The 13,286-nt window shown below is 63.0% G+C and carries 9 protein-coding genes; 4 read left to right on the top strand and 5 right to left on the bottom strand.

Features of this window, described 5'->3' with window-relative positions; all coding sequences use genetic code 11:
- Positions 1-107: 107 nt before the first annotated feature.
- Positions 108-3,503: a pyruvate carboxylase gene (locus EU811_RS17255; RefSeq protein WP_142939551.1), complete on the top strand. Its 3,396-nt coding sequence runs from the start codon at positions 108-110 to the stop codon at positions 3,501-3,503.
- A 65-nt stretch (positions 3,504-3,568) separates the two neighbouring features.
- Here EU811_RS17255 and EU811_RS17250 read toward each other — a convergent pair whose 3' ends face one another.
- The gene (locus EU811_RS17250) at positions 3,569-5,380 is read right to left on the bottom strand and encodes an AMP-dependent synthetase/ligase (protein ID WP_142939550.1); all 1,812 of its coding nucleotides are present in this window, start codon (positions 5,378-5,380) and stop codon (positions 3,569-3,571) included.
- 187 nt (positions 5,381-5,567) lie between these two features.
- On the opposite strand from EU811_RS17250, the gene EU811_RS17245 reads away from it, so the two are divergent.
- Positions 5,568-6,626, top strand: a complete 1,059-nt coding sequence (locus EU811_RS17245) for an ROK family protein (protein WP_142939549.1) — start codon at positions 5,568-5,570, stop codon at positions 6,624-6,626.
- 3 nt (positions 6,627-6,629) lie between these two features.
- Here the strand turns inward: EU811_RS17245 and EU811_RS17240 are convergent, their stop codons facing one another.
- The 3 genes from EU811_RS17240 to EU811_RS17230 are packed head-to-tail and all read right to left on the bottom strand — an operon-like array spanning position 6,630 to position 8,759.
- Positions 6,630-7,184, bottom strand: coding sequence for a hypothetical protein (locus EU811_RS17240; protein WP_142939548.1), 555 nt, complete (start codon positions 7,182-7,184; stop codon positions 6,630-6,632).
- Positions 7,171-7,974, bottom strand: coding sequence for an alpha/beta hydrolase (locus EU811_RS17235; RefSeq protein ID WP_142939547.1), 804 nt, complete (start codon positions 7,972-7,974; stop codon positions 7,171-7,173). Before EU811_RS17235 ends, EU811_RS17240 begins: the two co-directional genes overlap by 14 nt.
- The gene (locus EU811_RS17230; RefSeq protein ID WP_142939546.1) at positions 7,971-8,759 is read right to left on the bottom strand and encodes an alpha/beta hydrolase; all 789 of its coding nucleotides are present in this window, start codon (positions 8,757-8,759) and stop codon (positions 7,971-7,973) included. The genes EU811_RS17235 and EU811_RS17230 overlap by 4 nt, the downstream gene beginning before the upstream one ends.
- A 111-nt stretch (positions 8,760-8,870) precedes the next feature.
- Between EU811_RS17230 and EU811_RS17225 the strand changes: the two genes are divergently transcribed.
- Together EU811_RS17225 and EU811_RS17220 are read left to right on the top strand one after the other, a co-directional pair.
- Complete coding sequence (locus tag EU811_RS17225; RefSeq protein WP_142939545.1) at positions 8,871-9,662, top strand: lysophospholipid acyltransferase family protein; 792 nt, start codon at positions 8,871-8,873, stop codon at positions 9,660-9,662.
- Positions 9,663-9,728: 66 nt separating this feature from the next.
- Complete coding sequence (locus EU811_RS17220; RefSeq protein ID WP_142939544.1) at positions 9,729-11,132, top strand: class II 3-deoxy-7-phosphoheptulonate synthase; 1,404 nt, start codon at positions 9,729-9,731, stop codon at positions 11,130-11,132.
- Between the two features lie 63 nt (positions 11,133-11,195).
- Here EU811_RS17220 and pknB read toward each other — a convergent pair whose 3' ends face one another.
- A complete protein-coding gene (gene pknB, locus EU811_RS17215; RefSeq protein WP_142939543.1) occupies positions 11,196-13,262 on the bottom strand; it encodes a Stk1 family PASTA domain-containing Ser/Thr kinase in 2,067 nt (688 codons plus the stop codon).
- Positions 13,263-13,286 lie beyond the last annotated feature (24 nt).

Raw genomic sequence — 13,286 nt, 5'->3', positions numbered from 1 at the left:
ACATGACGAATCCTTTGTGATGGTTGCCACAAAGATTTGTGTTTGATGCTGGCGGCACTACACACTGTGACCACCGACCGATCCACCCGCAATGATGCAGGAGAAGTATGTTTTCGAAAATTCTGGTGGCCAATCGCGGCGAAATCGCGATCAGGGCGTTTCGCGCTGGTTATGAACTGGGCGCCAAGACCGTAGCAGTCTTTCCGCATGAGGACCGTAACTCGATCCACCGGCAGAAGGCCGACGAAGCTTACCTGATCGGCGAGGTGGGTCATCCCGTCCGCGCCTACCTGGACGTAGAGGAGGTTGTCCGCGTCGCCAAAGAAGCCGGCGCTGACGCCATTTACCCCGGCTACGGCTTCCTCTCCGAGAACCCGGACCTCGCCCGTGCTGCCAAGGCGGCAGGAATTACTTTTGTGGGTCCGCCGGCGGAGGTACTGGAGCTGGCCGGTAACAAGGTTGCCGCTTTGGAGGCCGCCCGCAAGGCCGGCGTCCCTGTCCTAAAGTCGAGCAAGCCCTCCAAGGACCTGGACGAGCTCATCGCCGCAGCCGACGAGATCGGCTTCCCGATCTTCGCCAAGGCCGTCGCCGGCGGTGGCGGCCGCGGAATGCGGCGCGTGGAGACGCGCGAGGCTCTCCCCGAAGCTTTGCAGTCCGCCATGCGCGAAGCTGATGCGGCTTTTGGTGATCCCACCATGTTCCTTGAGCAGGCAGTCCTGCGTCCCCGCCACATTGAAGTGCAGATCCTGGCTGACGCCGAAGGCAACGTCATGCACCTCTTTGAGCGCGACTGTTCGCTGCAGCGCCGTCACCAGAAAGTGGTGGAAATCGCTCCCGCGCCGAACCTGGATGAGAATATCCGCCAGGCCCTTTACCGCGATGCCGTTGCGTTCGCCAAGGCCCTGAACTACGTCAACGCCGGAACCGTCGAGTTCCTGGTGGACACGGAGGGGGAGCGGGCAGGTCAGCACGTCTTCATTGAGATGAATCCCCGCATCCAGGTTGAGCACACCGTCACTGAGGAAATCACGGATGTGGACCTGGTGCAGGCGCAGATGCGCATCGCTTCGGGCGAAACCCTTGCGGACCTGGGGCTGAGTCAGGATTCGGTGTCCATCAAGGGCGCTGCCCTCCAGTGCCGTATCACCACGGAAGACCCCTCCAACGGCTTCCGCCCCGACGTCGGAAAGATCACCGGCTACCGTTCCGCTGGTGGCGCCGGTGTAAGGCTCGACGGCGGCACGGTCTACTCGGGTGCCGAGATCAGCCCGCACTTCGACTCCATGCTGGTCAAGCTGACCTGCCGTGGCCGTGACTACCCGGCGGCCGTTGCCCGTGCGCGTCGTGGCCTGGCCGAGTTCCGCATCCGTGGCGTGTCCACCAACATTCCGTTCCTTCAAGCAGTGCTGGCGGATCCGGACTTCAACGCCGGAAACGTGGCCACCGACTTCATCGACAAGCGCCCTGAGCTGCTCAAGTCACACATCTCTGCGGACCGCGGAACCAAGCTGCTGACGTGGCTTGCCGAGGTTACCGTGAACAAGCCAAACGGTGAACTCACAGTTCATTCGGACCCTGCCAGCAAGCTGCCCGCGATCGATGGCCCGGTTCCCACCTCGGGTTCGCGCCAGAAGCTGATCGAACTGGGACCGGAGGGCTTCGCCAAGGCGCTGCGGGAGCAGCAGGCACTGGCCGTCACGGACACCACTTTCCGTGACGCCCACCAGTCCCTGCTGGCAACGCGCGTCCGTACCCGCGACCTCGTGGCAGCAGGCCCGGCAGTGACGGCGCTGATGCCGGAGCTGCTTTCCGTGGAGGCCTGGGGCGGCGCAACGTACGACGTCGCGCTCCGCTTCCTCGGTGAGGACCCGTGGGACCGCTTGGCTGCTTTGCGCAAGGCTTTGCCGAACACTTGTATCCAGATGCTGCTCCGCGGCCGCAACACGGTGGGCTACACCCCGTACCCGGAAGAAGTGACGGAGGCTTTCGTCAACGAGGCCGCCGCTACGGGCATCGACATCTTCCGCATCTTTGACGCCCTCAACGACGTCAACCAGATGGCCCCCGCCATCCGGGCCGTGCGTGCAACCGGGACTGCCGTCGCAGAAGTTGCCCTCTGCTACACGGGCAACCTCCTGGATCCGAACGAGGACCTGTACACCCTCGACTACTACCTGGACCTCGCCCAGAAGATCGTTGACGCCGGTGCCCACATCCTTGCCATCAAGGACATGGCTGGACTCCTGCGTCCGGCCGCCGCAGCGAAGCTGGTGACAGCCCTGCGTGAGCGCTTCGACCTGCCCGTGCACCTGCACACGCACGACACCGCGGGCGGTCAGCTTGCCACGTTGCTGGCAGCTGTTGACGCTGGTGTGGACGCCGTTGACGTGGCAGCGGCTTCCCTGGCCGGCACCACCAGCCAGCCCGCGGCGTCTGCCTTGGTTGCTGCCTTGGCCAATACGCCCCGCGACACCGGGCTGAGCCTGGCCAACGTTGGCGCGCTCGAGCCCTACTGGGAAGCTGTACGCCGCGTCTACGCCCCCTTCGAGTCCGGTCTTCCGGGTCCCACAGGACGCGTCTACCAGCACGAAATCCCCGGTGGCCAGCTCTCCAACCTTCGCCAACAGGCCATCGCCCTTGGTCTTGGTGAGCAGTTTGAGGCCATCGAGGACATGTACACGGCGGCCGACCGCATCCTTGGCCGCTTGGTGAAGGTCACACCGTCCTCCAAGGTGGTGGGCGATCTCGCGTTGCACCTCGTCGGACTCAACGCCGACCCCGCGGATTTCAACGAGAACCCGCAGAACTACGACATCCCGGATTCTGTCATTGGGTTCCTCTCCGGCGAACTCGGTGATCCTCCCGGAGGCTGGCCCGAGCCGTTCCGCACCAAGGCCCTTCAAGGCCGCAGCGTCAAGGTGCGCGACGTCGAGATCAGTGCCGAGGACAGTGCAGCGCTGAAGGGCGACTCCAAGACGCGACAGCACACGCTGAACCGTTTGCTCTTCGCCGGACCCACCAAGGACTACCTCAAGAGCGTGGACACCTACGGGAACATCTCCGTGCTGGATACCCGTGACTACCTGTACGGTCTCCAGCAGGGCGTAGAGCACGTCATCGAGTTGGAGAAGGGCGTTCGCCTCATTGCCCAGCTTGAGGCTGTCTCGGAAGCTGACGAGAAGGGCATGCGCACCGTGATGTGCACGCTCAACGGGCAGTCCCGACCGGTGGTTGTGCGTGACCGTTCAGTGGTCAGCAATGTCAAGGCAGCTGAGAAGGCGGATCCGGCACAGCCTGGTCAGGTTGCCGCCCCGTTTGCCGGCGCAGTTACCGTCACCGTCAAGGTGGGCGATGCCGTCAACGTCGGCGATACCGTTGCCACCATTGAAGCCATGAAGATGGAAGCTTCCATCACGGCGCCGGTTGCCGGCACGGTCTCGCGCCTTGCCATCTCCTCGGTAGAGCAGGTCCAGGGTGGGGACTTGCTGCTGGTGATCGGCTAGCAATCAGCACCAAAAAGTACCCCGTCCGGAATCCGGACGGGGTACTTTTTTGTGATTCGTTGTGGCTACGAAGCGCGGGGCGCTGTGTACATTTCCTCAATGACGGCGTCGAAGTCCTTCATGACCTGCGCACGCTTGACCTTGAGGGACGGCGTCAGGTGCCCTGAGGCTTCAGTGAAGTCCGCCGGGACGATCCTGAAGGACTTGATGGCCTCGGCCTGGGAAACGGACTGGTTGGCCTTGCTGATGAGCTCCTGGACTGCGGCCTTCACTACTGCGTGGTCAGTGGCTTCTGCAAGAGTGGTGCTTGCGGGCAGTCCGTGACGGTCCAGCCAGCCCGGGAGCGCTTCCTCATCCAGGGTGACCAAGGCACCGATGAACGGTCGGTTGTCGCCCACCACCAGAACCTGGGAAACCAAAGCATCCGCGCGGATCTGATCTTCCAGCAGGGCAGGAACCACGTTCTTCCCGCTGGCGGTAACTATGATTTCCTTCTTGCGGCCAGTGATCTTGAGGAAGCCGTTGTTGTCCAGTTCTCCAATGTCACCGGTACGGAACCAGCCGTCGGTGAACGTTTCGGCCGTCAGGTCTTCGCGGTTGTAGTAGCCCCGCATGACGCAAACGCCCTTGGCAAGGATTTCGCCGTCGTCGGCAATCTTCACGGAGTTGCCCGGCAACGGGGCGCCGACGGTGCCGATCCTGATCATGGACGGCGTGTTCACCGAGATCGGGGCGGTGGTCTCCGTCAGGCCGTAGCCCTCAAGGATCTGCAGGCCGATGCCTTGGAAGAAGTGGCCCAGGCGTTCACCCAACGGGCCGCCGCCGGAGACGGCGTGCGCGACATTGCCGCCCATGGCGGCGCGGAGCTTCCCGTAGACGAGTTTGTCGAAGACGGCATGCTTGAGCTTCAGCCCAAGACCCAGCGAACCGGCTTCGCGTGCCTTGGAGTAGGCGATTGCCGTATCCACTGCGCGGTGGAAGATGGCACCCTTGCCGCCGTCCTCCGCCTTGGTCAGTGCCGAGTTGTACACCTTCTCAAAGACCCTGGGTACAGCCAGGATGAACGTCGGCTGGAAGCTCTGCAGGTCAGCCAGCAGATTCTTGATGTCCGGGGTATGTGCCACCTGGACGCCGCCGGCCACAGCCAGCACGGAAATAAAACGGGCGAAGACGTGGGCGAGGGGGAGGAACATGATGGTCTTGCCGGACTCGTTGATGATCTCAGGCAAGGATGCGCGGGCGTTCTCGGACAGTTCCACAAAGTTGCCGTGCGTCAACTCGCAGCCTTTGGGCCTGCCCGTTGTGCCGGAGGTGTAGATGATCGTTGCGAGATCCTTGAGGCCGGCCGATGAACGGCGGGACTCGAGTTCGTCGTCGGGGACGCCGGCGCCTGCAGCGCGTAGCGCGTCGAGTCCGGCGCCTTCAAGCTGCCAGACATTGGCCACGGACGTAATGTCCTCCGCGGCAACAGCCTGGCGGATGATGTCCTCGTGGTGGGCCGCTTCGCCGAAGGCGGCAACAGCCCCGGAGTCGCCGAGGTTCCATGCCACCTGTGAGGGAGAGGACGTTTCGTAGATCGGAACGGAAACAGCTCCGGCAAACCAAATGGCGAAGTCCACAAGGGACCACTCGTAGCGCGTACGGGACATGATGCCCACACGGTCGCCCACAGCAACGCCGCTGGCGATGAGTCCCTTTGCCAGAGCCCTGACGTCTGCAAGGAAGTCCTTGGCACGGATGTCCTGCCACTTTCCATCCTTATCCAGCTTGGAGAAAAGGGCAGGGTTGGACGCTTTCGCTGCCTCGCGGATCACGAAGTCCGTGATGTTGGTTTCCGGGGCAATATTCACGAGGGGAGGAACACTTATTTCACGCACGGTAGCTCCTTTGATATCCACGGGCCACGAGGGGCTGCTTTCACTCTAGTATGCCCGCTCGCGGTGGTGTGTTCTATTTCACCTACTGGCGAGTAACTTTACGGATCGGCAGTCATTTCAAGCAAATGGGAGCCTTCTGGGCCGAGGAATGCGAATGCGGCCATGCCCTGCGGAATAGGATGATGGGATGCCCGCACTACGGTCCACTTCCCTGGTCAGACCCAAGCCCCCGGCCTCGGCATGGAGGGATGCGCCCTGGGCCGCCCGCCGGAGCCATTTAGGTCGCCGTGGCCTGGCGATCGGGATTGACATCGGCGGCACGAAAGTGGCCGCGGGCGTCGTGGATGCCGAGGGTCGGGTCCTCGCCGAGGCCCGCAGGTCCACGCCCGGCGCGGACCCCCGTGCAGTCGAGCGGACCATCGTGGAACTTGTAGAAGAACTCAGCGCAGGCCACCGGATCGCCACGGTGGGAATCGGCGCCGCCGGTTGGATGGACCTCGACGGCGGCACGGTGCTGTTCAGCCCGCATCTCGCCTGGCGTAACGAGCCCCTGAGGGACAGCCTCCAGAAATTGTTGAGGCGTCCGGTCCTGCTGACCAACGACGCCGACGCCGCCGCGTGGGCGGAATGGCGGTTTGGTGCAGGTCAGGGCGAAAGTCGCCTGGTGTGCATCACCTTGGGCACGGGCATCGGCGGAGCCATGGTCATGGATGGCCGCGTGGAACGGGGGCGCTACGGCGTGGCCGGGGAATTCGGGCACCAGATCATTTTCCCGGGGGGACACCGCTGCGAATGCGGCAACCGCGGATGCTGGGAACAGTACGCCTCCGGAAACGCCCTGGGGCGGGAAGCCAGGCAACTGGTGCGAACCAACTCCCCGGCAGGTTGCGCGCTCTTGGAAAAGGCGGGCGGCACCGCAGAAAACCTGTCCGGGGCGGCCGTGACCGCGCTGGCGCTGGAGGGTGATGCCACCTCGCGTGAGCTCATTGCCGACCAAGGCGAATGGCTGGGTTTGGGGTTGGCCAACCTCGCCGCAGCGCTGGACCCCGGAATGTTCGTCATCGGCGGCGGGCTCTGCGATGCGGGGGAGTTGCTCGCAGGGCCGGCCAGGGAATCGTTCGCTAAAAACCTGACCGGGCGGGGTTTCCGGCCCATGGCCAGGATAGAGCTGGCGGCACTCGGTCCGCGCGCCGGCATGATCGGTGCGGCAGACCTTTCCCGGGTCAGCGGCCGGGCGCGGAGCTAGCAACTATAGGCGGGCGCCGTCGTCGTCCTCATTCTTCTCCTGCGGAAGCCGCGTAATCAGGTAAATCACCGATGCCACAAAAACTGCCACGATGCCCAAAGTGGCCGTCAGCGGGGCAGACCTCCAGAACATGGCAGTGAAGAGCAGCGCGAGCGGCCCGCCCACAGCACCAACCCATGCCAGCATGACCAGTGGCTCAGTTCCCGCCAGGCTTGGGGGCTCTTCGGGAACGAACGTATGGTCCTCGTCCTCCACCTCGAAGTCCCGGGGCCCGGGCGGTCTGCCGGGTGCCTCGGCGTCTGTGCGCGCCGCTGCCGGATCGGGTATCGGTTGCTGCGCCGGGGTGGAGAGGCCCAGCGGATCGAAGTCCTTGAAAGACTTCCCGTGCCCTGGCATTAACTGCCGGGGATCTGCGTCCTGGATCCCGTAGCTGTCCGCGGGAGGTGCCCCTGCCGGGCCGGACTCTGTGGCCTCCAACCGGGCCACCAGATCCTGCCACACGGCGTCGTCGTCCTTATTGGCGCTTTGATCAGCGGAATTGGGGTCAGGCCTGTTCATGGGTTGTGTCCTTTTCGGAGAAAAGCCCGGGACCTGCCAAGGCCGCTACGGTCTTTTGCATGAACTCGACAGACCCGACAAAAATTTCCGGCGCATCATTATCAAGGGTGGCCACATGGCGGCTGTTATGGAGGTAGCTGACGTCCACTGGTGCCTGAACCCGGGAACGGAGGAGTTCCAGGCTCGCGTTCGAAATCACGTTGTCCACCGTTGACTTATAGACCAGGACGGGTGAGCTGATGCGGGGCAGGATGGCCGCCGTATCTTTGTACATCTTCTTGAGCTGATGCGCGGCCGCGACTGGTGTTCTGGTGTAGGCGCCCTCGTCCTGATCCGGTTTGAGGATGTCGTTGGCGATCGCCGGAGTGGTTTTCACCACGTACTTGAGCGCGGCTACGATCACAGCCCGGGGATCGTCCAGGACCAGCCCGGGGTTCACCACCACCGTCCCTGCGACAGGACGGGTGGCCGCGATCCGCAATGCCAAAGTTCCACCCATGGACAATCCCGCAGAGAAAACGTAGTCGCACTCGGAAGCCAGCTCGAGATAAGCATCGTCCACGGCACGATGCCACTCCCGCCATGAGCGGGTGGCCATATCCTGCCACGACGTGCCGTGCCCGGGCAGCAAAGGCAGCCTCACGGCATAGCCAGCCTCAGCAAGGTGTTGGGCCCACGGCCTGACGCTGTGGGGGCTCCCCGTGAACCCGTGGGACAGGACTACGCCAACGCGCGGCCCAACCCCATTCCAGCTGCTATGGAACGGCGAGAAATCCGGGAGCATTTTCATGATGACTCTGAGGCTACTCTGTCACCGGCGTGCTGACGGAAAAAGTGGGCCGATTCTTCAAAAATGGTGGGTGCGTCAACATCCAAGGTGGCCACATGCCCGCTGTGGGGGAGGGTGACTACTCTCAGGCGCGAGGATGAAATGTACTTGCTGATGGTGGCCACTGAACTGGGCGGGATGACGCCATCTACCGAGGATTTGAACACCAGGGCGGGGGCCTCAACATGGGGCAAACCCCGGGTGGCCGCGCGGAAAAGCTTCTTGAGTTCATGCACCGACTGCAGTGATGTCTTGGAATAGTCGCCGGTTTCAGCGGTGGCCGGTGCTGGTGAGTCCTCCTCTATGGGAGTGGTGGTCCTCATGACGTACTTGAGGGCGCCCACGTACTTCACCCTGCGGTCATAAAAGCTGAGGCCCGGGTTGACCAGAACCAGCCCGGAAACATCGTGCAGTGAGGCTACCCGAAGGGCAAGTGCGCCTCCCATGGACAGCCCTGCCACAAAACAGCTCTCCGTCTTGGAGGCGAGGTCCACATAGCTCTGCTCGAAGGTCCGGTACCAGTCCTGCCAACGCGTGGTGGCCAGGTCCTGCCAACTGGTTCCGTGGCCGGGGAGCAGAGGCACGGAAACAGCAAATCCCTGGGAGGCCAAGTACTCAGCCCAAGGGAGCATGCTGAGCGGGCTTCCTGTGAATCCATGGCAAATCGCCACGCCTGTGGAGGCATTGGGTCCATGCCCCTCATGGTGGAATGCGAGCGGCGCAGCGGGTAGAGAGCGTTCCGTCATGTGTCCCATCGTGTCACTTCTCCGGACATTTCTCACTGGAGTAGGGTTGCTGTTGAGTGCCGGCCGGATTGCCCGGATGCATGCCAACCATTCGGCCGTGAGAGGACAAACGTGTTCTATTGGGTCATGAAGAGGATCTTTCTTGGTCCCATCCTCAAGCTCCTGTTCCGTCCCTGGGTCAAGGGACTGGACAACGTTCCTGAAAGCGGCGCCGCCATCCTGGCGTCCAACCACTTGTCCTTCTCGGATTCCATCTTCCTGCCCCTGATGGTTCACCGCCCTGTGATCTTCCTGGCCAAGTCCGAGTACTTCACGGGAAAAGGGCTCAAAGGCCGGCTCACTGCGCTGTTTTTCCGTCTGAGCAACCAATTGCCCATGGACCGTTCGGGAGGCGCGGCCTCGGAAATGTCGCTGCAAGCCGGCAAGGACGTCCTGAACTCCGGGGGCCTGCTGGGGATTTATCCGGAAGGCACACGCAGCCCGGACGCCAGGCTTTACCGTGGGAAAGTAGGCGTGGCCAAGCTGGCACTGCAAACGCGCGTCCCTGTGGTGCCTGTGGCCATGATCGGTACGGAGAAGGTCCAGCCCATCGGCAAACGTCTCCCCAACATCCGCCGGATCGGGCTCATTTTCGGGCAGCCCTTGGACTTTAGCCGTTACTACGGCATGGAGGATGACCGCTTGATCCAGAGGGCTGTGACCGATGAAATCATGTACGAATTGATGCGGCTTTCCGGTCAGGAATACGTGGATGAGTACGCAGCAGTGGTCAAGGCCCAGTTGGCCGGCAAAGGCCCGGAGCCGGTCCACAAGATTGAGGTTGCCGAAGAGTCCGCCGCGGACATAGCTGAAGACAGGGACGATCCCCGGAGTGACGGGTCCGGATCCACGGAGAGACTGTGACGCATGCGGCGGCATCGGTTACGGCTGCAGTCCCGCAACATTGCCGCGGGCTACTACTCTTGAAGGGTGACTGAGCTAACCGCGAACACCGCACCCTCCGCAGCAGATCCCCATGCCAGTACCGCCCAGAGCGGCGCGGCAAATTACCCCGGCCTCGACGCCTGGCGGGACCTGCCGATTTCCCAGCAGCCCACGTGGTCCAACTCTGAAGTCTTCAAGGCTTCCGTCAAGGAACTCTCCGTGGTGCCGCCCTTGGTCTTCGCCGGTGAAGTGGACGTTCTGAGGGAGCGCCTCGCGGCTGCTGCCCAGGGCAAGGCTTTCCTCCTTCAGGGCGGCGACTGCGCTGAGACTTTTGAGGCCGCTACTGCGGACAGAATCAGTGCCCGGGTCAAGACGATCCTCCAGATGGCAGTGGTACTCACGTACGGCGCTGCCATGCCCGTCATCAAGATGGGCCGGATGGCCGGACAGTTCGCGAAGCCGCGTTCCTCCAATGACGAGACCCGCGATGGCGTGACGCTTCCCGCTTACCGCGGCGACATCGTCAATGGCTACGATTTCACCCCTGAGTCCCGCGCTCACGATGCCAGCCGGATGCTGAAGGCCTATCACACCTCCGCTTCCACGCTGAACCTCATCCGTGCCTTCACCCAGGGGGGCTTCGCGGATCTTCGCCTCGTTCACCAGTGGAACAAAGGTTTCACGGAGAACCCGGCACACGCACGCTACGAATCACTGGCGCGGGACATCGACCGTGCCATCAGCTTCATGGACTCCTGCGGTGCTGACTTCGAAGCACTCAAGCGCGTGGAATTCTTCGCCAGCCACGAAGCACTGCTGCTCGACTACGAACGCGCGCTGACCCGCATCGATTCGCGGACCGGACTGCCGTACGACACCTCCGCCCACTTCCTGTGGATTGGCGAGCGGACCCGCGAACTGGACCACGCCCATGTGGACTTCCTGTCCCGTGTACGGAACCCCATCGGCGTTAAGCTTGGCCCCACCACCAGCGGTGATGACGCCCTGCGCCTCATCGACAAACTGGACCCCAACCGCGAACCGGGCCGCCTCACGTTCATCACCCGCATGGGCGCCGGCAACATCCGCGAGAAGCTGCCTGCCGTCGTCGAACGCGTCACTGCATCCGGCGCGCAGGTGCTGTGGGTGACTGACCCGATGCACGGCAATACGGTCACCTCGCCGAACGGTTACAAGACGCGCAACTTCGATGACGTCATTGATGAGGTGCGCGGCTTCTTCGAGGTCCACCAGGCCCTGGGAACGGTCCCCGGCGGACTCCACGTTGAAATGACCGGCGATGACGTTGCTGAGTGCCTGGGTGGTGCTGATCCTATCGACCAGGACGCTTTCCTGGACCGCTATGAGTCGGTGTGCGATCCCCGCCTGAACCACATGCAGTCCCTTGAGATGGCCTTCCTCGTAGCCGGAGCCCTCTCCAAGAAGTAGGGATGTAACAAAGGCGCGGTCCGGATTATCCGGGCCGCGCCTTTTGTTTATGGCTGGAAGCTATCAGACGACTGTCAGCGTCACCACGGAGTCTTCCGGTACCTCGGTGTTGACGGGATTCTGGTCCCGGACGGTGCCAAAGAACCCACCGAGGACTTTGTTGACCTCAACCTTGAAACCGAGTTTCTTCAATTCCTTTTCAGCTTCAGCGGCCTGCTTTCCGATGAAACTGGGGACCTTGACCAACTTGGGCCCCTTGGACACGGTGAGCGTCACGGCTTCGCCCCGGATGAGGGTACCGTTGGCCGGCACCTGGGAGACCACCGCGCCCTTCGGGACCGCCTTGTCATTGACCGTCTCAGGGGCGATGACTGCTTTTAGGCCAGCGTCCTGAAGAGCCTTGACTGCTGCATCCTGCGCCAGCCCGCGCACGTCGGGCACGGGGATGGGCTGGGGCCCCTTGGAGACCGTCAGGGCCACCGGGGTGCCATGCCTGACTTCCGTGCCCTTGACCGGGTCCTGGGAAAGCACGACGCCGGCGGGCACTTTCTCATCGAAAGTCTCCGTGACGTTGCCGAGAGCCATCTCGGCAGCATTCAGCGCAATCTTGGCCTCGTCCAGAGTGCCACCGGTCAGATCGGGCAAGGGGAAAAGCTGGGCACCTTTGGAAACGAACAACGTGATGGGCTGAAATTTCCGCACTTCGGCACCGGATTTGGGTTCGGTCCCCACCGCAAGGCCGGCAAGGATATCGTCGTCGAAAACGTCCTGCGGTTCCGATTGGAATCCGGCAGTGCGGAGAAGCTGCTGGGCTTCGGCAACGGTTTTGTTTTTGACATCCGGTATGGTCCCCGGCGATCCGGGTCCCATACCGAAGAACCATCCGGCCGATGCCGCCAGCGTCGCGAGGATGACAATCACGATGGTCCAGATGATGCCACGGCGCCGGGGGTTGCCCTCGCGCAGGGGGCGGCTCGGTGTTGCTGCGGCCCTGGCGCGGTCCTTGCTCTCCTGCCGTTCGAGTCGCTTCAGCTCCCGCTTGCCCGGTTGGCGCGCGTCCATCTGGTTCCCGGGAGCAACGACGGCGCTTGGCGGCCTGCCGGGACCACCCGCAGCCATGACGGTGGTGGGGTTGCTTTGCTGGGAAATGAATTCCGTGGGCGACACAGTGGCGGCTAACGCTTCTGTGGGGTTGCTTCCCGAACTGCCAGGTTGAATGGTTGCCGCAGCGGCTGCGGGGGAGCCTGGCGGCCGGAAGGCTGTTTGCCTGCGGTCCAGTTCCTCGTCCGACAGGGTGGTGCGGATGTGGCGGAGCTCCGTCAGCAGCGCAGCGCCATCCACCGGCCTGTTCTCCGCATCAACGGAGGTACACCACTGCACCAGCTCATCAAGGTCCTCTGCAAGGCCCGGAGCAGCATCCGAGGGGCGTCCCACCACCGCATTGACGTGCTGGTAGGCGACCTGAATGGGGGAGTCTCCCACATAGGGCTGTTTGCCCGTCAACATCTCATACAGCATGATGCCGGCCGAGTAGATGTCGCTTCTGGCATCTGCGGGCTGGCCGAGCACAAGTTCGGGGGCCAAGTAGGCCACTGTTCCGATGAGGGCGCCGGTGCTGGTATTGGCGGAGATGGCCCTGGCCAGGCCGAAGTCTCCCACTTTGATGCGTCCGTCGTCTGCAATGAGAACGTTTTCCGGCTTGACGTCGCGATGGATGAGCCCTGAGCGGTGCGCGGCTGCAAGGCCTTCGATCACAGGATCGATCAATGCCAGGGCAAGGCGCGGCGGCAATGGGCCTTGTTCGCCAAGGGTGTCGCGGAGGGTGTGTCCCTTGACGTACTCCATCACCAGGTAGGCAATATGGCCGTCCTCGCCTTGGTCGAGCACGCCGACGATGTGCGGGTGCGAGAGGCTCGCGGCCGCCTTGGCTTCGCGGCTTAGTCGCTCCAGGAACGTGGGGTCATTGGCCAGATGCGGGTGCAGGACTTTGAGGGCCACGTCGCGCTCCAAGCGCTGGTCCGTGGCCAGGTAGACAGTGGACATTCCGCCCCTCGCCAGGCGGGAACGGACAGTGTATCGGCCGTCCACAGTGGTCCCGATGAGGTGGTCCTGCATTGGTTCTTGCACCATACGATCCTAAACGAGGCAGGGAAG

It is taken from the genome of Arthrobacter sp. TS-15, from assembly GCF_006964045.1.
Lineage (GTDB): Bacteria > Actinomycetota > Actinomycetes > Actinomycetales > Micrococcaceae > Arthrobacter.
Note: the sequence above shows the minus strand (reverse complement) of the source record. Positions and strands in the feature narration are given on the sequence as shown.